At 41.4% G+C, this 22,698-nt stretch carries 16 protein-coding genes; 10 read left to right on the top strand and 6 right to left on the bottom strand.

Features of this window, described 5'->3' with window-relative positions:
• Nucleotides 1–130 precede the first annotated feature (130 nt).
• The 4 genes from ACK8HY_RS04190 to ACK8HY_RS04175 form a co-directional block, all read right to left on the bottom strand.
• Complete coding sequence (locus ACK8HY_RS04190; RefSeq protein WP_416132874.1) at nt 131–3,349, bottom strand: TonB-dependent receptor domain-containing protein; 3,219 nt, start codon at nt 3,347–3,349, stop codon at nt 131–133.
• 139 nt (nt 3,350–3,488) lie between these two features.
• On the bottom strand, nt 3,489–4,502 hold the full coding sequence (locus ACK8HY_RS04185; RefSeq protein WP_416132873.1) for a FecR family protein: 1,014 nt from the start codon (nt 4,500–4,502) through the stop codon (nt 3,489–3,491).
• Nucleotides 4,503–4,629: 127 nt separating this feature from the next.
• Nucleotides 4,630–5,226, bottom strand: coding sequence for an RNA polymerase sigma-70 factor (locus ACK8HY_RS04180; protein WP_416132872.1), 597 nt, complete (start codon nt 5,224–5,226; stop codon nt 4,630–4,632).
• 103 nt (nt 5,227–5,329) lie between these two features.
• The gene (locus ACK8HY_RS04175; protein ID WP_416132871.1) at nt 5,330–6,700 is read right to left on the bottom strand and encodes a S41 family peptidase; all 1,371 of its coding nucleotides are present in this window, start codon (nt 6,698–6,700) and stop codon (nt 5,330–5,332) included.
• A gap of 661 nt (nt 6,701–7,361) precedes the next feature.
• Between ACK8HY_RS04175 and ACK8HY_RS04170 the strand changes: the two genes are divergently transcribed.
• The 6 genes from ACK8HY_RS04170 to ACK8HY_RS04145 all read left to right on the top strand — a co-directional run bounded on the left by ACK8HY_RS04170 (nt 7,362) and on the right by ACK8HY_RS04145 (nt 17,823).
• Complete coding sequence (locus ACK8HY_RS04170) at nt 7,362–7,931, top strand: RNA polymerase sigma factor (protein ID WP_416132870.1); 570 nt, start codon at nt 7,362–7,364, stop codon at nt 7,929–7,931.
• A 143-nt stretch (nt 7,932–8,074) separates the two neighbouring features.
• On the top strand, nt 8,075–9,220 hold the full coding sequence (locus ACK8HY_RS04165) for a FecR family protein (protein ID WP_416132869.1): 1,146 nt from the start codon (nt 8,075–8,077) through the stop codon (nt 9,218–9,220).
• 100 nt (nt 9,221–9,320) lie between these two features.
• Nucleotides 9,321–12,755: a TonB-dependent receptor gene (locus ACK8HY_RS04160; protein WP_416132868.1), complete on the top strand. Its 3,435-nt coding sequence runs from the start codon at nt 9,321–9,323 to the stop codon at nt 12,753–12,755.
• Between the two features lie 16 nt (nt 12,756–12,771).
• On the top strand, nt 12,772–14,649 hold the full coding sequence (locus tag ACK8HY_RS04155) for a RagB/SusD family nutrient uptake outer membrane protein (RefSeq protein ID WP_416132867.1): 1,878 nt from the start codon (nt 12,772–12,774) through the stop codon (nt 14,647–14,649).
• Between the two features lie 122 nt (nt 14,650–14,771).
• Nucleotides 14,772–16,094, top strand: coding sequence for an IPT/TIG domain-containing protein (locus ACK8HY_RS04150; RefSeq protein WP_416132866.1), 1,323 nt, complete (start codon nt 14,772–14,774; stop codon nt 16,092–16,094).
• 178 nt (nt 16,095–16,272) lie between these two features.
• Nucleotides 16,273–17,823 (top strand): DUF1565 domain-containing protein, encoded by a 1,551-nt coding sequence (locus tag ACK8HY_RS04145; protein ID WP_416132865.1) that lies wholly within the window; start codon nt 16,273–16,275, stop codon nt 17,821–17,823.
• A gap of 61 nt (nt 17,824–17,884) precedes the next feature.
• Here the strand turns inward: ACK8HY_RS04145 and ACK8HY_RS04140 are convergent, their stop codons facing one another.
• Together ACK8HY_RS04140 and ACK8HY_RS04135 are read right to left on the bottom strand one after the other, a co-directional pair.
• Entirely contained in the window at nt 17,885–19,024 is a 1,140-nt protein-coding gene (locus tag ACK8HY_RS04140; protein WP_416132864.1) for an acyltransferase family protein, read from the bottom strand.
• 102 nt (nt 19,025–19,126) lie between these two features.
• Nucleotides 19,127–19,912 carry a hypothetical protein gene (locus tag ACK8HY_RS04135; RefSeq protein ID WP_416132863.1) on the bottom strand — a complete coding sequence of 262 codons (786 nt, stop codon included), beginning with the start codon at nt 19,910–19,912 and terminating at the stop codon, nt 19,127–19,129.
• A 244-nt stretch (nt 19,913–20,156) separates the two neighbouring features.
• Here ACK8HY_RS04135 and ACK8HY_RS04130 point away from each other — a divergent pair, with 244 nt between their 5' ends.
• The 4 genes from ACK8HY_RS04130 (at nt 20,157) to ACK8HY_RS04115 (ending at nt 22,688) form a co-directional block, all read left to right on the top strand.
• A complete protein-coding gene (locus tag ACK8HY_RS04130) occupies nt 20,157–20,744 on the top strand; it encodes a Crp/Fnr family transcriptional regulator (RefSeq protein WP_416132862.1) in 588 nt (195 codons plus the stop codon).
• 93 nt (nt 20,745–20,837) lie between these two features.
• Complete coding sequence (locus tag ACK8HY_RS04125) at nt 20,838–21,302, top strand: DoxX family protein (protein ID WP_077435049.1); 465 nt, start codon at nt 20,838–20,840, stop codon at nt 21,300–21,302.
• Between the two features lie 106 nt (nt 21,303–21,408).
• On the top strand, nt 21,409–22,008 hold the full coding sequence (locus ACK8HY_RS04120; protein ID WP_416132861.1) for a Crp/Fnr family transcriptional regulator: 600 nt from the start codon (nt 21,409–21,411) through the stop codon (nt 22,006–22,008).
• Nucleotides 22,009–22,070: 62 nt separating this feature from the next.
• A complete protein-coding gene (locus ACK8HY_RS04115) occupies nt 22,071–22,688 on the top strand; it encodes a hypothetical protein (protein ID WP_416132860.1) in 618 nt (205 codons plus the stop codon).
• Nucleotides 22,689–22,698 lie beyond the last annotated feature (10 nt).

Raw genomic sequence — 22,698 nt, 5'->3', positions numbered from 1 at the left:
TGTTGGTTTTCTTTTTAGGAAGCACATGACTTGTATATGCATTCAAGCGAGAGGTCCGTTTCAGCAAAGCCTTTCGCTTTTTTATTAAAGTCTTCCACTTTATCCTCCTTTCTTTTTTTATTTATTATTGTTAGAATTTATACGTTATTGTTGTTCCAAAGGTTCTTCCGAAGCGTTGTCTTAACATCACCCGATCTCCTTCATCAAAATCATTGCTAAATCCCGGTTTTAACCTTCTATTATCAGAAATATCTCCTGGCGCTGCATCCGGATTTGTTTCATAACTATTGTAATTATTATAGAACACAGATACGGCATCTAGAATATTTCCTGCATTCACCTTCACTTCCAAACGTTTATTTATAAATTTATAGCTGACCTGAGCATCCAAAAGGTTTCGTGGCTTTTCATATTCGGTCTCATCTGCCGTTACCGCGATGAAAGACGTCTTTCTGCCTGAACGATTAAAAACGATATTTAGTCCGAGCCGTTCACCGATATATTGCATACCCATATTAATCAAATAAGGGCTTTGACCATACATAGACCTTGACTGCTTAGATTCAACACGTTTAAATTCCTTTGTTTCGGGATCTTGCACATCCACAAAGGCGACTACATCACCCTTTTGCATCGTCAGGTTTCCATAAACAACGATGTTTTTCAACAATAAATGATCATAGATAAAACCCAAGTTCTTCCGTGCTTCAAGTTCCAATCCATATACTTTTGCCTGGGCTGAGTTGGCCAAGGTATACTGCCAATCATAAGTTCCTGTAGCTTGTGCGTAAATTTCAGCTGGTTTGTCAAAATGTTTATAATATGCTCCCAGTGAAAGGATTTCACCTAAGTCTGGAAACCACTCCCCTTTCAAGTCCCAACTTGTAATACCTGTGCTACTAATCCCAGTACTACCAAATACGCCTTCAAAAGTCGGGTTATAGCGTAAGAACTGACTGTTTTCGAGCATTTCAGGACGGATAACGGTTTTACCATATGCCGCCCTGATATTTAACGTATTGATTGGTGAGTAGGTTAAATTGGCAGAAGGTAGCCAACGAACCGCTGGTTCTTCAGGTAGTTTAAAATCAATAATGGATCCATCACTTTTGGGGTTATTGATCTCCGTATATTTATACGCATCCGCCCGCACACCCCAAACCAGACGGAGTTGATCAGAATACTTATGATCAAACATTAGGTATCCAGCGTGATTTCGACTCTTACCTTTGTAATAATCCAGATCCCATCCATCCATTTCATACATAAATCCATGTTCACCTATATTTTCAGGTTTAAAACGGTCTCCGATAGAAATGTATCTTAATTTCTGATCGAACGTTTTGTTATCTACAACCATCGCTGCAATTTGATAATGGAATGCTGCACGACGTTGTAAACCAAAATAACCGATCTTTGCCGTAGTCTTCACATTTCCAAAATCGAATGGGTGCATCGCTGACGCTCCCCAAGAGTAATGTGTCTCCCTATTGGAGTAATTATGTCGAGATGCTGGTTGGCTTCTGCCTTCCACCAATTGTGAATAATCATAGAGAAAAATACGTTCGCCGTTAATTTTTTCGGCAGACAGATTCTGGGTTAAAATACCCATATCCTTATCATCGCGATTGATACCAGATCGCGCGACTTCCCATTCTAGTTTTAGATCTTGAATCTGATGCTGACCAGTTAGCTTATTTTGCAAGAGTGTGGTAAAAGTCGGAATAGTAGTCTCTCTGATACGATCCGGTTTTCCATCTGGATCACCATCAACATCAATCCCCATTACTCGCGTTATGCTATTATTGAATACCCGAGTTACGGTATTTCGAAATGAAAAACGATGCTGGTCAATCTGCAAACCCATATTTAACAAACCGCCCCATGTTGTATTAAACTCATAAATCTTACCGGTATTTTTATCAGGAAACTCGTCATACCACGACCCTCTTTTCGTATCCTCAATATGCGTGATGTCTTGTCGATTGCGATAATTAAGCGTTCCTACAAAACCAAATTTACGGACACTTCCTCCTTTCAAATTATAGAGACGGCCAATTGTAAATTGATAATTTTGAGATGGTATAGTTTTATATTTATATAGCGTAAAATTATCCGTTGTGAAACGCTTACTTTGCGCAACAACATCCTCAATCGGAGATCTCGCTGTAGCGATATACAAATCTTTTGGAAAGGATCTTCTTCCATCATCAAAACCAAGGTAATCATGTTTTCCTCGTTTCGGACTCAGGAAGTCTTTTCCTATAGATTGCCCATTTATTGAAGTTCCTGCCCCAATAGTCATAAAGTTTTCATTTGGGATATCCTTGGTATTAATCTGAATAAGTCCACCACCAAAACTCACATTCATATCCGGTGTGATAGATTTCGCGACCACAACATTGTCTATAATAGCCGTGGGAATGATATCAAAAGAAAAGCTTCGACTCTGCGCCTCAGTACTTGGCAGCGTGGTACCGTCCAATGTCGCGGAATTATACCGTTCCCCTATTCCTCTAACAATAACAAATTTGTCGTTTATTGTAGACACACCAGAAATGCGTTTCAAACTCTCACCAACATTCCGATCTGGCGTCAATGCAATCTGTTCTGCCGAAATACCATTGCTGATTTCTGAAGCATTCTTTTGTCGTGCCAATAGCCCTGAGATGCTGGCTTTTTTATAGGAAGATGTCACAATCACCTGGCTTAGTGTATTTGCGCTTGCTTTCATCGCAATATTTAAGTTGGTGCTCTTCCCGTCAACGATTTTTATATCTGTCACCCGTTGACTTTCGTAAGAAATATAAGTGATATCAATGGTATATGTCCCCGCTTTTAATTCAATATTAAAATTCCCCTTGCTATCGGTCATGGCAGACTTACCCACTCCCTGTACGATAACCGTGGCTCCGACCAATGGGTCGCCGCTCGCGTCAACAATAGTTCCTATCATTCGTCCGGGGCTTACCGGCGGGGGTAATTTAAAGAGGACAACTGTATTGTTGCCTGCTGTTTTAAAACCAACGTTACTACTTGCCAAAAGCTGTTTTAATGCAGTTTCCACCGTGTAATTTTTTGCATGTAAACTCACTTTGGTCTGCCCGGAAAATATACTGCCATCGTAATTGATCTGCAGGCCAGATGCCGTCTGCAAATCTCGTAAGGCATTGGTAATGGGTACTGAGTTAAGCGTTAAACTCACTTTTTTCTGAAGTCCCTGTGCATAAGCACCATTGAAAACTACAGGAATAAAAAACTGTAATATACCGAAGACTGTCCATAAGAAGACCTGCCTCCAAGATTTTGAAAATTTTCTTTTGTTTTGAGAATATATGCTTATATTCATGGAATTCAACAATTTTTTTTAATTCAATTAATTAGAAATTTGTTTCTCGAACCGTTCTGTTGGTCCAGAGCGGTTCTATTTTCTTTTTTGTTTCTCGTTCGTTGTAATAGCGTTATTCGCTCTTTATGTTGCGATTATATCATGGGCATTCCTTCCTCCATAAGGTGATTGAATTTTGGTCATTGATCCGATAGCTAAGCTTACCTCCGCTCATCATTGTTAACTGCTCCATAATCTTCCCGATGGGCTGGTTGTCAAAACTGGCGTTAATACGATAATTATCAAATTTACACGAGCCCTTGATATCAAAATGAATGTTGTAATACCGGCTTAATTTCTTTGTTATTTCTCCAAGGTTGGCATTTCGAAAGCTCAGACGGTTTTCTATCCAACTATTAAATGATACGGGATCCTGACCTTTTTCGACAACGAAATCCCTCGTCTGCTGCTCATAGGTCAGACGCATTCCTGCGGTCAGATCTGCCAGTTTTTTTAATTGGTTCCCCCCATTACTGATCACACGCACCTTTCCACTGCGTACCGAGATCATTTGATTTTTATCTTTAGGATACGCATAGATATTAAAGGAAGTGCCCAATACCTGTGTACTCACAGCGCCCGTATGAACAATAAATGGACTGCTGGTATCTCTTTTAACCTCAAAAAAAGCTTCACCTGTCAATATAACTTCCCGCTTCCGTCCTTTTACAAATTGGTCGGGCCAGCGTAAAGTACTTCCCCCAGCCAGATAAATAATACTACTGTCACTTAATCTAATCTTAACTTTTTGTCCATCAGAAGTCGTTTTACTCGACCATGTTATGCTTGTGGTTTGCATAGCTTTTTCAGGTTTCTGAAAATAAAACCAACTCGATACAACTGAAAAAACTAATACTGCCGCCGCCGCGTAATACCAATACGGTACTATCTTAGCTGGCTTTCCTTTCTTATCTTTTGGGATTTCTTGCAAGATCTCAGCAAACTCGGCCCTCGTCTTGGCCGTGTCCTCCCGATAGACAGGTTCGTCTTTCCACAGATCAGCCATCATCTCTGCAAAGAGCTCCATATGCTCTTCTTCTTGATCTGTCTCTAAATAGTGCAACAGGATCTTTTTCTCCGTTGGGCTTGCCAGGCCTTGTCGGAAACGTTCCATGATGCTTTTGATATATTCTTTGTCTTGCACTTTTTTTTGCTTATTTATCTATAGAAAGACTGGCAAGGAAAGAACGGCTACTCGAAAGAAAAAAAAATAAATAATTGATTTTAAGAAAAATTGGCACTTAGGTCAAGGCCAAAACCAAGCACATGATACAGCCAAACGCTTCGGGATAGCTATGATGATAATAGGCACGAATCTGGCGCATGGATTTTTTGATGTGATTGCTCACCGTATTGGTCGAAATCTGTAGTTGATCAGCGATTTCCTGATGACTCAATCCTTCTTCCCGGCTCAGTCGATACACCTTCTGTGCCTGTTGGGGGAGGGACTCAATCGAACGTGTTAATACCGCATAGCATTCTTGATAGTCGATATATTGTGCGGTGAAATCTTGGTGCTGCTCGACTCTGCTTTGCGTTTCGAGAAAATTATCGTAGCGCAGCTTTCTTTTCCAGGCATCGAGCATACTGTACCGTACCATGACAAATAAAAGGCTCTCAATATTCTTGCTGGCATCTATTTTTTCGCGATTTTCCCAGAGTTTGACAAATACCTCCTGTGTCAGTTCTTTCGCCCCTTCTTGAGAACGTAAAAACTTGTAAGAAAAGCCAATTACCTTACTACGCATACGAAAATACAGTTCCTGAAATGCGGCCGTATCTCCCTGACGTAATTTATCCAATAACTGTTCGTTTGTTTCAATTGCTTTCCTTTTCATAACAAGTATATTGATGGTAATAACCCAAAGCTAAACAGCACCTATTAACCCACAGTTAACAACAGTTTAAGTATCTGTTATATAGTTGTTAATACATAAGCTGTTAATTGTTTATATGTAGGATATTTTGGTTCGTCTGCTCCCTTTTACTATCTGTGAGTATCCGCAGTGAACTTACCGAAGATTGTTTGCTTGCGCCCCGCTTGTCTAGGCTCTTGCTTCCTCCAATAAGACCAATAGCATGCTGAATCAAGGGATCATCCAGGGAAGGCAGCGCTTTTAATGGCAAGGATTCGAATTCGTTTGCATGATATTGTGGCACTATTCCAGCAGCATAATCTCCTGCTCCAAGCGCATTGGACAGCTTGTAAATAATTGGATGCATTTCCCAGGAAATTGTTTTTGAAGGCCGCATATCTTTGATAACGAAAGAAGCTTGGTCTTTTCCTCTGGTTGTCTCACCTACTGTGATGACATTCACATAGGGTTTAAGGTTATTGATCAATATCTCAGCAGCTGATGCAGTCGTAGCGCTCGTTAAAATGTAAACCTCTTTTAATTTCAGGCCGGTTTCCAGAACCTGCTGATATTGTAATGTACGATCACCGGAGGCACTTTGTCCGATACTTTCTGTCTTTCGCCCACCATTCTTATTACCGGTATAAATGATAAAAGGCGTATCAAAAGGTAATCCGCTAATCAATCCGGCAATACCCGCAGCCTCTGCAACCTGTCCCCCGGGGTTATAGCGCAGATCCACGATCAATGCATCTACGTTTTCATTTTTAAAAACGGTAAAATCTGACATCGCCGACTGTGCTATACCGCGGCTAAAATCATTGATATAGAGGTAAGCAATTGTCTTGGCATTCAAATGGAAAGTCTCCCGTAATATGGGCTGTTCCACTAACATCCCCATGTTTAAATCCACAGTTCGAATATCCTTCAGGGAATTATTTTCCAAAGCGGCTAAAGTCAGTTGCCCCTTGTCTCCTATTAACAGTTCATTTTGAAGAACAACAGCATTTGCGGCTGTCAATTGCTGTCCATTGATCTTACTGATGTAATCTCCCCGCTTCAATCCATTTCGGGACGCGGGCGAATCGCTGTAGACGTATTTGACAACGCCAAAGACGAGCTTACCATCCGCACTGCTCACCGTGCTATAATCAAATCCAAATTGATTCCGATTGGATTTTGGAAAGCTACCAGGATCTTCTGGATTGACCATATAGGAGAAGCGGTCGTTTGCATGCAGCAAAGACTTGAAAAACAATTGTGGATCCTGGTCTTTGTTGACCTTTTTTGGGAGAGATTCATTCCACAGATAATAGCGGCGAAGGCTATCCAATATCCAGTTGTTGACATAGGCATTGGACCCTACAGGATAGCTTGGTGGATCTTTCTTGCAACCCAAAAATTGAGCGACAAAAAGGAAAACAATCAAATTCAGTATATAATAGACTCGTTTCATGATATTCACGCTAAACGCTCGTTTGATCGCTAAGGCACAACAACTTATGCATCTAACATCAACTTATCATTATGATTATATTAAGTTTTAAATGAAAGAGTATACACTTCCGTTAAGATAAATCCAAGGGCGTTCTGGAAACGGAAATTGGGCTGTTAAAATATCAACAAAGGGACTCGCTTCATAAAGAAAAAATCTGAAGCCTAATCTAGATTAAACATATTTTAAACTATCTACCAACTCGCTAATACGGAGTTATATAGAAGTTTGAAATTTTCAACGGACTTTGTTGTAAATTGCTTATGGACAGGTTCGTCCCAAGTTCGCCCCCCTCCCGATTTCTAAAAAATATGGAGCCACAGTGAAAGCACCTCAAAAGGTGGACTCAACGTGGACTCACTGTACATTCACTCTGCTTACAAGTCGAATTTGGTAATAACTTGGTCAGCAGCAGTCCCCTCGATCGGCCGAGCCTCAACCGTCAAACATGATCAAGAAACCTGTTCTCCCTTTTTTCCTGCGTCCTCAGATTCTGTCAACTGAGCACCTTCATTGCCACTTGCAGATCATGGCGCTGGCGGATAAGATTTTGTTTTATTGTTATTTTATTCTTACTTTGATAAGGTTTTTGTGGGATACCTATTGTAAACAGAATTAAATTATGAATTTCTCCGCCTGTTCGGATCAGCAAATTTTTGAATCAGTTTGTCAAGGTGAGGAACGGGCACTACAACACCTGATGCATCGCTTTTGGCAACCCCTTTTCAAAACAGCATCTGTCACGATGCAGGATCCCGAAGTATGTCAGGAACTTGTCCAAAACGTATTTATCAATATATGGCGCAACAGGGAGAAAATCAATCTTAAATATTCCATCAAAACCTATCTATTTGGCTGCATTCGTTACGAAGTATTCCGAAATGTCAAAAAGAAAATGAATTATGTCGAATTGAAAGATTTAGATGAGGACTATGTTGATTCCTTCAATCCATTACTAAAATTGGAGTACAGCGAACTGCTGGATTACCTGGATCAGATGATCAACCAGCTTCCCGACAAATGTAAGGAGATCTTTTACCTCAGCAGAATGGAGCAGCTCAGCCATAAAGAGATTGCGGAGAAGCTGAATATTTCCGTAAAAACAGTAGAAAACCAAATCTCTATTGCGTTGAAACGATTAAAACAAGGTATGCAGAATATGCACATCTTTTTTCAGATTTTCTTTTTCTAACAAAAAACTGAAATACAACACCTTACAACAATCACAGGCTAATAAAAGATTCTTTTATATTTTCTTTTTTTAAAAAAGTGCAATTCCTTTTGGGGGCTAATTGAAAAAATGAACTCTATAAGAACGAATCAATTATAGATTTCATGAAAAAACCTGAAATTATAGACTTAATCAAGAAAATTTTGCGCAAGCAATCCTCCGAAGATGAATTGCGTGAAGTCGACGACAGGCTCTTGGATGCATATCATGATGCGACTTGGGACGAAGATAAATTCGGCCCTGCAGAAAATATAGAAACACAGATTAAGTACAACGTAGAACAACTTATTCATGCAGAAGCGGGCAATTCAAAAAAAATAAGCACTTTCCGTCGCTACCTGCCCTATGCCGCCTCATTGTTCCTGGCTGTTTCCAGCATCGCCGGATATTATTTCTTTAAAGGTCGGAATGCCGACTTACAAGTTACAAATCAGCGGGCCTACCTAAATCCGGGTGCAGAAAAAGCCTCTTTGAAAAATTCAGACGGCAGCAGCTTGGATCTGCAGCAACAGCAGGTTGGAGACACTGTTCCTTTTGGAAAGCTATTGTTTAAAATTGACCAGGAAGGTAGTATCAGTTATCAGGCAAAGACCAGGGAAAAAAATATGCAACCTCAACTTGTCACCTTAGCAACCCCGAAAGGCGGTAAATATCAGATTAATTTAGAAGATGGTACCAAAGTATGGCTCAACGCCGAGAGTAGCCTGATTTTCCCGGAGCATTTTGCTGCGGACCGTCGTCTCGTTCAAGTCAATGGAGAAGCTTATTTCGAAGTTGCCGAATCAAAACACAAACCATTTATTGTGGAGGGCAATGGATTTGGAATACGGGTGCTGGGCACGAAGTTTAATGTATCCGATCGGGACAAGCATCATATTGCAAAAGTCGCCCTGCTTCAGGGATCAGTAAGTTTAACATCAAAAGCAGGCCAGACGATGCTCAAACCTGGTGAGCGGGCAAAGATATCTGCTACAGATGTTCAGATCGATCAATTTGATCCAGAATCCGAAATCGCCTGGAAGAACAATTATTTTATCTACAAAGATGAAAATATCAAAACCATTATGGCGGATGTGGCGCAATGGTATGACGCCGAAGTAATATTCGAGGGAAAGGACTGGGATGATGTAAACCTCAAAATGAAAGTTTCCCGGAGAGAACGTATTGAAGAAATCTTATCGCTTCTCGAACTAACAAAATCAATCAAATTTAAAATTGTGGAAAGGAGGATCTACGTCAGCAAAAGATAAATAGAAAACTTAAGCCAGGATGCTGTCACATCCTGGCTACGAATAGAGTTTAAAAATTTTCTGTCAAAAATTAATTAACCTTTTAATTCTAAACAAAATTATGAAAATAATACCGGGAAAAGAACAGAATATGTTCTTAATTAAGACCCTATTGATTATGAAGTTCTATCTACTGCTCGCATTTTTTGGCGCTGTTCAGGCTAAAACTCCGGTTTATAGCCAAAAAATGAACCTACATTTTAAAAATAGTAAGGTCGATCTCGTTCTCGCAGAAATCAGCAAACAGGCTCAGCTTGACCTGCTTTACGATTCAAAGCTGATCAAGAAAGCAAGCCCTGTCACGCTTAATCTGGAGAATGCCACATTAAATGAAGCGCTGACAGCCCTGTTTCGAAATCAGGCACTTGAGTTTGAGGTCATCAAAAAGACCTTAATCATACGGCCAAAAGAGACTAAAGCTGCAGCCCGAACCAGTGAAGTTACCGAGAATCAAAAGGCCATTAATGGTTCGGTTAAAGATCAACAGGGAAAACCACTTGCCGGCGTAACTGTACGTGTAAAAAATACCCAGATCACGACCACATCCGATGGCCAGGGTAATTTTACCATTGCTCCGCCCTCAGGCTCTGGACAAGTGATCTTGACATTCACCTACGTAGGCTATGAGAACACTGAACGCCAAACAGATAACAAGGGGTATTTAAATGTGGTCCTAACGCTAGCCAACAACAACCTGGATGATGTTGTTGTGGTAGGTTATGGTACACAGAAGAAAATTAACGTAACGGGTGCGGTGAGTTCAGTAAATATGGCCGATATGCGCACACCAGTTCCCAACTTATCGAATGCTTTAGCTGGTAAAGTTGCTGGTATTATCTCCGTGCAATCAAGTGGCGAACCCGGTTATGACAATTCAACTTTTACAATCCGGGGAATCGGAACGTATACGGGTAATTCCTCTCCGCTAATTATCATCGATGGTGTACAGCGTGATGATGTCAATGGTGGTTTCGGTGGTTCTTTCAATAATATTGATCCCGAAGATATCTCTAGTATTTCTCTCCTAAAAGATGCTTCATCCACGGCAATGTATGGTGCCAAAGGTGCCAACGGTGTTTTGATTATTACGACCAAAAGAGGTGTCGCTGGCAAACCAAAGATTTCCTTTAAGGCAGAAACGGGCTTTTCCAGTTTTACGAAAACCCCACAAATGCTGGACGGAATAAAATATATGGAACTGCAGAATGAAGCTCGAAGAAATATGGGACTTAATCCCGTCTATACAGACGAATTGATCCAAAAAACAGCCAGTGGACTGGATCCCTATATGTATCCCAATGTGAACTGGATTGATGAGGTATATAAGAAGAATTCCATGCTCACCAATGCCAACATCAACATTACCGGTGGCGGTGAATCGGTGAAATACTATATTTCAGGATCGTATTATAATCAAACCGGTCCCTATAAAGTCCGTAATTTAAACAATTACAATCCGAATCTCGATTTCAAGCGTTATGATTTCCGGAGTAATGTGGATGTCAATTTATCAAAAACCACCTCCGTTCAGCTCAACTTAACGGGGATGCTAGTCAACTCCCGCTACCCCGGAATTGCTGCCGGTGATCTGTGGTATCTGGCTTATGCGACTACACCCGTCGCCTACCCAATTCAATATCCGGACGGTAAATGGGCCGGACCACTTAGCGGTGGCGGCGCCAATCCATTAAATGAAGTTCAAAACAATGGTTACTCCAGCGAATTCAAACCCATTGTGCAATCGGTATTGACCATTAATCAAAAATTAGATGCGATTACGGAAGGATTATCCGCCTATGCCCGGTTCTCTTTTGACAGTTATGGTGAATTCAACAACCGACGCTCAGGGAAAAATGATTTATGGCAGGCCACAGGAAGAACACCCGAGGGGGAACTCATTTTTAATCAAAGCAGAGTTGGTCAGCAATTTTTGGACTATAGTCAAGAATCTTTTGGTCAACGCGTCATGTACTTGGAAGGTAATTTAAACTACGAGCGTACTTTCAATGACCACAAAATCGGCGGGATGTTTCTCTATAATATGCGTAACCGTCTGGTCAGTCTATCAGGTAGTGTTATTGGCTCTATCCCCTACCGAAACCAAAGCCTGGCGGGGAGGATCAACTACGGATTCCGCGATAAATATCTTGTCGAAGTTAACGCGGGTTATACAGGATCTGAAAATTTCGAAAAGGGTCAAAAATTTGGCCTGTTTCCGTCCGCTTCTGCAGGTTGGGTGATTTCCAATGAGGAATTTTTTGAACCGTTGAAAAAGACATTCAGCTTATTAAAAATCAGGGGGTCCTATGGTATTGTCGGTAACGACAACATCGGCGATGCTCGAAATCGCTTTCCCTACTTAACACAGATCGGGGACGGTGGTTATACGGGTTTTGGTCTCAATGGTACCTGGGCCGGTGGAAAAACGGAGAGAATATTGGGTGTCGAGAATCTGACCTGGGAAAGATCCTACAAAACCGGGATCGGCCTTGAAATTGGATTATGGAACAAGCTCAATCTGATCTTTGACGGTTTCGCCGAGCGTCGGAAAAATATTCTGATCCGTAGGGAATCCATTTCATCTATCGCCGGCTATAATAGTCTTTTTGTTTACGCCAATATAGGTGAGATGGACAATAAAGGTATGGATGCCAGCATTGAATACAACGATAAATTTGGGGATGTCGGGCTCCGCCTTTTTGGTAACGTCACCTATAGCCGCAATAAAATTGTTTTTGCCGATGAACCAGTCAGACGCTATGGTTATCAATCCAAGACAGGAACACGCTATGGCGAATATCAGGGGCATATTGCCATGGGCTACTTTACGAGCAAAGAAGAGGTCGAGTCTGCTCCTCAGCAAAAATTTAACCCCGTGTCTCCGGGAGATATCCGTTACAAAAACTTAAATGCCGAGGACGATAATATCATTGATGCATATGACCGAACCTACCTTGGGAAATCCTGGTTTCCTTCCTGGCTATACGGTGCCGGTTTTTCAGCTTCGTATAAAAACTTTGACCTTTCCGTATTTTTTCAAGGGGTCGCTGATGTGGGTATCATGGCAAATGGCAGTGAAATTCCGGGGAAAGGTATGGGCGTCAATGGGGTCGGCGTGCTCCCTTTTTCAGGGCTAGGAATCTATCCCAACAATACCATGGCCATTGTTGAAGACCGTTGGACCGCAGAAAATCCACGTCAGGATGCTTACTATCCACGCCTAACCATGGCCAGCGGCAGCGACAACAATTATATCAACAGTACACACTGGTTAAAAGATGGATCTTATATACGGATGAAACAGGCCTCTGTTGGTTATAATATTAAAGCAAAAGGATTGGACAAACTTGGTTTCACTTCGCTTTATGTGTATTCATCGGGCCAAAACCTCCTGACGTTTAGCAAATTCAAAATCTGGGATCCTGAACTGGGAAGCAACGGTGCTAAATATCCATTAAATCGCATGATCACCTTTGGCGTTCGGGCACAGTTTTAAAATCTATACCACAACCATGAAACAGATTACACCAAAATATATCGTATCGGGCCTACTGGCACTGGCCTTATGTCAAAATATGCAAAGCTGCAATTATTTGGACAAGAAACCGGATAACCTCCTCACCTCAGACATGGTCTGGGAGACCCGGGCCAATGCAGAGTCTTACTTAAACCAGATCTATAGTTATATCGAAACACCCGTAGACGATTTTACAACCCTGGGAGCCAGCGATGAAACCTCCTGTAATATACCCGTTGTGAACGTCCGGCAAATGGCTGTCGGGAACTGGAATCCACAAAGCAGCTATTGGCAGCATTATTGGGATAACGCCTACGTCGCTATCCGGCAGTCATTTGTTTTTGAGGAAAACATCGACAAAGTTCCTGAAAGCGCATTGAGCACAGAACTTAAAGTACAATACAAAGCCGAAGCACGATTTCTGCGGGGCTGGTTCTATTGGAAATTACTACGACAGTATGGTCCTGCGGTATTGCTGAAAGGGACATTGGGTTTGAACGAAGATTTCAATAAGTATCCCCGTAATTCATTTCAGGAATGCGTCGATTACATCAATAGCATGATGGATCTTGCCGCAGCAGACCTTCCTGTGGTATGGTCCGCCTCCTCCAATTACGGTCGACCAAGTAAAGGAACCTGTCTGGCTATAAAATCACAGGTGGCGCTATGGGCGGCGAGCCCCTTATGGAATGGAAATCCGCGTTTTGCAAATTTCAAAAATAAGGATGGAAAAGCACTTGCCCCCCTACAGAACGATGCTAATAAATGGCAATTGGCCGCTGATGCTGCAAAAGCCGTTATTGACTTAAATGCCTATAAACTCTTTACGAATCTGGATGAAGGGGATTCAAAATTCGATCCTTACCTTTCTTTCCGTAACCTCTTTTTAACAAACTGGAATAGTGAGATTATTTTTTCTACGCACAAAGCGGACACCTGGCATTGGGGACATGAGAAACGAAGTGCGCCTGAACCCGGTGGGATTGCCATGATGAATGCTACACAAAATGTCGTGGATGCCCACCTGATGCGCAATGGTAAAACCATTGACGATCCCACTTCTGGCTATCGGGAGGATGGTTTCGTCGCAACGGATGATCCCGCTGAATGGGGCAAGAGCCGCGATGGAGTCAATAGAGGTTACATCGCAGGAAATTCCAATATGTATGTAAACCGGGAAGCGCGGTTTTACGTCAATATCCTCTATAATGGTAAGCCTATCCTACCCGCACCGACAGCCGATGACCGCAACTTCTTTTCCTCAGATGGCAATAAGGATGGACGCGGAAGAGCCGAGTTTTATTATTCAGGAAAAGCAGGGCTGGTTCAAAATTCAAATAGCGCTGATAAAACAGGGTATCTTGCACAAAAAAATGTCAGCCCAGCCAGTAATATTCGCCAAGACCGCGCTGTATATCGTCCGTATATTCATATTCGCTTGGCTGAAATCTATTTAAATTATGCCGAATCGCTCAATGAAGTTAATCCAAGCCATCCTGATATTCTGACCTATCTGAACCTCATTCGTCAACGGGCCGGTTTACCTAAACTGGAAACGGTATATCCGCAGGTGGTGGGTAATAAAGATGAACAGCGTAAATGGATTCTTCGCGAGCGACAAATTGAACTCGCTTTTGAAGGTGACCGCTATTTTACCCTCATTCGTCGACTGCTGATGGGAAACCCAGCCTCACGCGCAATATACCGGATGAATATCGCTTCAAACGATAATAATCAAGGATTTTTCTATCAGGATTTCTATAAAAGAAATTTATTGCAAAACAGATTCTGGGATGACAAAATGTATCTATTTCCGATTTTCCAAGATGATCTGGACAAGAATACAGCCCTTGTCCAAAACCCAGGCTGGTAATTAGGGTTTGATTTTTACTATTTATAAACCACCCTTAGTTGAAATTTCATTTATGTTACAGCTGTAAATGAAAATTTCAAACAGGGTAAGTCCATCTGGCGGATGGAAAAAAATATTGACAGATGAAATTAATATATAAAAAGATTTTATTCTTCCCCCTGCTCTCCTTTGTGATATTGGTGGGAATATCTTCATGTAAGAAAGATCAAATGGGTGCGACACATGATCCCAATGCAGCCATTGTTGTCACAGATTTCCTTCCAAAGCAAGGTGTCTATGGAACAGAAGTGCTGATCACTGGGGAAAACTTTACAACGGACACAGCTGCGATTTCCGTTAAACTCAATGGTATACCGTTAAAAGTCATTGGCGCAAACGGGACACAGATCATGGCTATCATACCCAAACGGGCTGGTAGCGGCCCTATTGAAGTGTCTATCGCTGGCAAAACAGGGACATCCAAAGATAGCTACAGCTATATCTACAAAAGAACGGTCAGTACCTTGGCGGGCAACGGGGCCGCGGGGTTTGCCAACGGAAAAGGTGCAGATGCGAAGTTTAATTTTGGAGGCGAATCCTGGTACCGCAATGGCGGTATTGCTGTAGATGACGCGTTAAATGTCTATGTCACTGACCCCGGTAACCACTGTATCCGTAAAATCGATCCTGCCGGAAACGTCAGTACTTTAGCCGGATCCCCAAATAATGCTGGTTTCGCGGACGGAAAAGGCGGTGAAGCACGTTTCAGCCTCCCTTATGGATTGACCATCGATGAACAGGGCAACTTATACGCTGTTGATCCGGGAAACTGGGATATCCGCAAGATCACACCCGATGGGACGGCAAAACTTGTGGCCTGGGCAGCAAGAGAGCCTTGGTTTATTGCTTATGACCGAGTGTCAAAAAAGCTATATTATAATTCTGTGACCTCCCCTGCTCCTATTTATCAGTTAAATACAGATGGTACAGCAGTAACGACCGTCATTGATGGATTGAATTTTCCAGCAGGTATGGCCTGCGGTCCGGATGGCAGCCTATACATCTGTCTACATGGCGACAACCAAATCAGAAAATATGACCCCAAAACCTGGAAGCCGACCATTATTGTCGGTTCCGGTAAATATGGTTATAAAAATGGTGTTAGTACGGCGGCTGAATTTGCACTCCCTTGGGGGATAGCAGCTGACAGCAAAAACAATGTGTATGTTGCCGGAAACGGTACTGCCGGCGGCGATAGCGGTTCCCCCGATCAGAGCATTCGTTTTGTGGATGGCAAAACATTTCAGGTAAGTACATTTGCGGGATCCAATATCGCAGGTTTTACAAATGCTGTCGGCGAAGCCGCTTCATTTAATGTGCCTGAAGGCGTGGCTGTAGATAAAAATGGTACAGTCTATGTGATCGACAAGAAAAATAATAGTGTCCGGAAGATTATATCAGAATAACCTAGCGGGTGTCCGAAATAGTACGATCGGACACCCTCTTTTCTTGATTTTTGTTTGCATCCCCGACAACATCTTTTCAATTTATGCATCCTCAGAGAGGCCAAGATCTAAATGGGGCAATAAAGATATGAGAGTCTATGCACTTTCGACAGCTTCTTCAAATTTCAAATGATTTAATATGATTTTTAAGCATCTATTTTCGTTGAGCTACGCACTATTGCAGGGGGTGCTATTGTGCGCGGCATGCAGTCATGCTGATCATCCCGAACCTATTCAGACCGACTCAGCCATTCAAAAAAGCAGGTACGTTTCGCTCACAGGTAATGACCAGAACAAGGGTACCGAGAGCAAACCTTTTCGTACTATCTCACGCGCTTTAGATGCAATATCAGCGGGCGACACCATTTTTGTGCGTGAAGGTGCCTACCATGAGAAACTATTGATTTCAAAATCGGGAAGTTCAGCGAAGCTCATTACGATAAAGCCCTATCCCAATGAAGCTGTGGCCATCGATGGCGAAGGATTATCCATTTCGGGCACAGAAGCATTGGTAACGATCAGAAATGCCCGATTTATTCAGTTTGACGGTTTTGAAATCCGAAATTTTAAAACACAGGACAAAGGCAATGATGTAAATGGGATTATTATTGATCAAGGTTCTAAAAACATAACCGTAAGAAATAATAGGGTTCATCATATCGAGAACAATGCCAGCCCACAGGATGGCCGAAGTGGGCATGGTATTCTACTCATCGGCAATACCACCGAGGCCTTACAGGATATTATTGTGGAGGATAATACGATCCATGACTGCAATACCGGTTACTCCGAAAACCTCACCATCAATGGATATGTTGATGGCTTTATTATCAGACGGAACAAGGTATACAATGGCGAAAATATTGGCATTGTTGCAGCCGGAGGATATGCCGCCAATGCTACAGCAAACCTGAATTATGTACGTAACGGACTGATCAGCCAAAACGAAGTTTATGATATTGATGGTAGAACTGGTCCTATCCCTGCATTTGCCCAGCATAACGGGGCCATTGGAATTTACATCGATGGTGCCCGGGATATCATAGTTGAAAGAAACAGTGTCTATCGCTGTGGACGCGGAATCGGCCTGGTCAGTGAAACCGACAATTTTCCTACACGTGACTGTATTGTCAGAAATAACGAGGTCTATAACAACTCCCTCGCGGGGATAAGCCTGGGTGGCTATCTAAACTATACCGGTGGTGGTACGCTGAACTGCTATGTTGTTAATAATACCCTATTTCACAACAATATCGACAAAGGATATTTTGATGAAATTGAAGGTGAAATACGACTTGTTGAGAACTGTATAGACAACATCATCCAAAATAATATTATTGCTGCCAGGCCCAATAGCGTGTTTATTCATAAATATACCAATACGGGCGCATCCAATGCGATTGACTACAATTTATACTTTAGTACTGGAGAAGATCAGTGGATATGGAATGGGAAAGTCATCCGGGATCAACAAACCTGGAAATCAACCCTTATTGGCGATACGCATGCGATCTTTGGACAGGATCCGGGGTTTATATCAACGACACAAGCAGATTTTGAATTAAGGGATTCATCTCCTGCCCTTGACAAAGGAAATTTTATTAGTCAAGCAGTCAATGGCGAATTGGATCTGAGCGGAAAGGCAAGATCAGAAGCAAATCGCATTACGATTGGAGCATTTCAAAAATAATCGTTTAGAAAGAAAATAGGCCAGTCAACACGAACTTGACTGGCCTATTCTGCACTTAATTCTAATTCTTTCCCTTTGATTTTAAAAATCGCTTGGTCAGATATTTTCGCACAGGGATATCGTATAATTTTAAACAAGCATAAGCGAGCACAATACTACCGATTACAACCGCTGCAGCACCGGGCAATGATTGCTCAAAACTGAGGTTTTCATTTTTCACCCAAGCGTAATATAAATAGATAAAAGGATAGTGCACCATATACAAAGGGTAAGAGATGTCTCCTAAGAATTTAGACAGTTTGTTTGTAAAACTGCCCCCTTTTCCGGAAGCCCCCAGAACAACTAGCAGTGGAAAAACCAGCACACAGCACAGCGTATCATAGAGTCCATTCATCCAGAGATGTTCAACTCCCCCGATACGAGGAATCGCCAAAAGTGAAACAAGGATAATACTACAGATCCAAAATGCACCTTTAATCCGAAAAGGCTTAAATACGCGCGATAAAAACAGTCCTGCAGTAAAGGAAAATAAAAGACGTAAGGATCCCGCTGTAAATTCTGTTCCGGTCAGTGAAAATCCTGCACAAATATCACCCAAAGGACCCCAGATCGCAAATATGGCTAATCCACAACCTGCAGCGACAACAAGTCCTCCAAGTGCTTTTGTTGAAAATTTACGGATAATCAAAACATAAAGGAGATTACCGATATATTCAAAAAACAAGGACCAACTCGGACCATTGAGCGGAAACATCTCACCCAATCCCCTTACTTCATGTTCGGGGAGAGCAGGGATCAGCAGTGCATTTAATACCGTCGCTAGTAATAAAGCCGAAAAAGTCACCTTCGATACATCCCAAACCGAACACCCCTGAAAATAAAACATAACAGCACCAATAATCGCCCCCATAATAACCATGGGATGTAGCCGTATAATCCGGCGTTTGATAAAATCCATTGTCGTCATCGTTCCCCAACGATCATCATACGCATAACCGACGACAAATCCAGATAACATAAAGAAAAAATCGACCGCAAGGTAACCGTGGTTAATACGTTGATCCAGATGGCTGGTTGCAAAGGCTTCGAAAATGTGAAAACATACTACCGTGATAGCTGCAACACCGCGTAAACCATCAAGCACGTTATAATGCGGCTTGGTATCAGCATAAGCGGAGGTAGAAACTGTTGTATCGGGCATAGAAAGAGTAAGATTAGTTTGATTGATTTCCTAAAAACAAAGACGTAAATATAAACAAATTTCAAAAACTGTTCTATGTCCGCCATTCAAACTAATCTTTTCTTATTTGACAAGGGGAATGTAGTCTCTCAGATAGACCTGCTCCTTCCGCATGTCCTGGATATATTCCTTACTAAAGATTTCCAAAAGTATTTCTGAAATAGCTGTCGTGGTGGGCTTGTCATCTTCGGATTCACCAAAGGAGAAAATTTCCTCCTCCGTACGATCTTTCTTCGTTAAGAAATAATAAAAATCCGGACTTTCCCAGCCTTTTATCCCTGAACCAGATTCCTCTGATATGTTGAGGGCTGTATATGTTTTTTGTAGAAAATCCTGAAGACTCTGGTAATCAGTTTTGTTTTTTGATGTTTTAGTCGCATATAAATAAGCAAATTTACCATCCTTATTTTCCGCCATCGCTAACGCGGGAAAAGCGACGCCATTCAACATGGCCAAAGTATCTTTCTCTTCGTTGTAGGACACGGTGGTATACCGGTAGCCATAATATTTCTCCGGTTTTAGCTTTTTGGTTCCCCAACCCGAAGTAGACTCCAGATAAAAGGGTGTAGGCAAACTTCCTTCACTATTAAAAATCGCCATTGTATCTTTCTTAAACATGGCTGTCTCAAAAGCCTCTTTTAACGCTTTCTTATCCATCTCTTTCACATCAGCAGCTAACATGGATTCCGTTTTCTTGATTTTTGGCGCATAAAAGGTTGAAACATCAAAGCTGGGATCTAATTTGTCCAAGAATACAACCGCTGAATCCTGAGATTGACAGGAATATAACAGTGTGGATAAAAACAGTAAAGAAAGAATACTTGTATTTGTTGACCTAAATAGCTTCATGGAAAATTGCTCAAAATTATCTTTTCATTTCTATCTTAAACCAACGGTAAAAGATATCCAAATATACAGCGTATGAAGCGATATTAACACGAATATTTACAATCCGCATACACTCATTTTAAAAACGTCATTTATTATTCCAGGGAAGGGCTGCACTTTGTAGAATGTAAAAAATAGATCTTAGTCTATTTAGGATGCAGTAGCTATTCATTATATTTGAGAAAATACGAACCATACCCCTTTTATGTCAATCGTTTACGACAGTATACTCAATCATATCAGTCAACACAGCATCTTATCGGAGGAAGAGAAAGAACGCTTTTGCGCAGCATTGACCTACAAAAAAATACGCCGCAGACAATATTTACTACAAGAAGGCAACATCTGTACACGCGAATGTTTTGTGATCAAAGGCGCCCTGCGGCAATATGAGGTTAGTCCCAGCGGTCGGGAGAATACCGTGCAATTTGCTTTTGAGAACTGGTGGATTTCAGATTGGTATAGCACCTTTCAAGCTCAGCCTTCGGTTTACAATATCGATGCACTGGAAGATACGGAAGTATTCTTAATAGAAAAAAGCCAGTTGGAAGAGCTGTTTATTGAAATCCCAGCTTTAGAAAGCTATTTTCGAAAAATATTTCTAAAAGCATTTGTTTCCCTTCAGAAAAGAATACTATTTCAGCAGAAAACAGCTGAGGAAAGGTATCTTGAGTTTATGAAATGTTATCACTGGTTTGAACAACGCATCTCCCAACAACATATCGCCTCTTTTCTTGGTATTACAAGGGAATCGCTGAGTAGACTCAAGGGACAACAGTATAAAAATATTTAAATCTGTGATAAATCGCACCGATTTTATTTATCAAATAGCACAGGTTAAAACATTAATTTCGAATTAAATTTGTTCATCATAAACCAAAGTAAGATGAACAAAAAGATTAAACAATGGATGCTGTCAACAGATAATAGCTGGACAGCCTTTATTTTACGGTTAACATTGGGGCTCGTACTATTTCCACATGCAGCCCAAAAACTATTTGGCTGGTTTGACGGTCCCGGGTTGCAGGGCGAGATTGACTACATGACCAGTCATGTCAATCTACCGATGTTCTTAGCCATTAGCGCAATTGCAGTTGAATGCCTGGGAACATTTTTTATCCTATTGGGCTTTTTGACCAGACTCACCAGTATTGCTATTTTTTTCCTATTTATTGGTATGATTGTAGTCGATCACGCCGCACATGGTTTTTTTATGAACTGGTTTGGAAAAATGCCGGCTGGTGCTGAGGGTTTTGAATACCATTTGTTGGTCCTGGGGATCTGTCTCGCACTCATCCTACAAGGTGGTGGCAGATATGCGCTGGATAAATTATGGCGCTCAAAGTCCTAAAACAGTCGTGATCAACACTAAATTTGCTTAAATTTGCGTCTTATTTAGACACCCACAAATGCGATATTTTTGCAATAAAGTCTGTCGGTGTTTTTAATCAAGAGATATGAATTTAGACGCTATCAGTTCGCTATTGATCGACCATTTCAAAGAGATTGTGCCACTCACTGAAGCGGATATACTGTCCATTCTCCCAAAATTGGAAATAAAAGTTGTAAAACGGAAAGAGTTTATTCTTCAGGAGGGGCAGATTTCCAAACACATGAGATTCATTGTAAAAGGAAGTCTATATGCCTATTATATGGAGGAGAATGGCAAAGAACATATAACGCAACTCGGGATAGAACAGTGGTGGATCAATGATCTGTATAGCTACCTGAGTGAATTACCATCTCGCTTATATATCCGTGCAAATGAGGATACCACACTCATACAGGTCAGCAAACGCAATCTGGAAATATTGTATAAGGAAGTCCCTGCCCTCTCCGAGTTTTGGCGATTGAAAATTCAGCATGCTTATGTGAATTTACAGGAACGTACTTTCGAAAATGTACGATCCGATGCGTATACCAAATACAGGAAATTTATCTCGGACTATCCTCCGATTGAACAACGGTTTCCACAATATATGATTGCATCTTATCTTGGGATTACGGTCGAATACCTCAGTTATTTGAGAAAAAAACACCTGTCACGTCTTTCTTAAGATTTCTTAATTTTTATCCCCTCCGCCTTGTCTAGTTATGCTCGTAATTCAAACGAGAGAACATGAAGACAACAGCTATTACACTTGCACTTTCTACCTTGGTTGCTGTGGCGACATATGCTCAGCAACTAACCTATACACCTGAGGTCGTCCTGGGACATCGTTCATACTTCTATATGCATCAGGTCAGCTACAAGATCAGTGATAAAATAAAAATCAACCTTTCGCTTTTTGATACAGAATATACAACCGATAAAGAAAACATCTTTTTTATCAGAAATACGGCTTCGTATACAGTTAGTAAACGATTCACATTGAATGCAGCTTTTGGAATGAAAAATCCCGGAGCTTTCTTTAGCGCGTTTGTACAATATCGCGTGAGCAAACCTACCCAGTCTTTTTCTTACACTATAGGCAGCACCTATCAAAAAGGATTTACGCTCGAACAGTCCTTATCGTTTGAATATACTCCCTATTTAACCGCACAGAAACAGGCCTATTTCAGTGTACTTGCTATCGGTAATGTAAATACCAAGATGTACCAGCGTGGACTTCAATTTATACGATTGGGCTTAAAACAGGAAAAACTTATGTATGGACTGGCATCCAATTTTGACCAATTTAATAACAGTAAAAAAACACTGGAAAATATTGGCGCTTTTGTAAAACACAACTTTTAAAAATAATATA

The organism is Sphingobacterium sp. NGMCC 1.201703, from assembly GCF_047784615.1.
Classification (GTDB): domain Bacteria; phylum Bacteroidota; class Bacteroidia; order Sphingobacteriales; family Sphingobacteriaceae; genus Sphingobacterium.
Note: the sequence above shows the minus strand (reverse complement) of the source record. Positions and strands in the feature narration are given on the sequence as shown.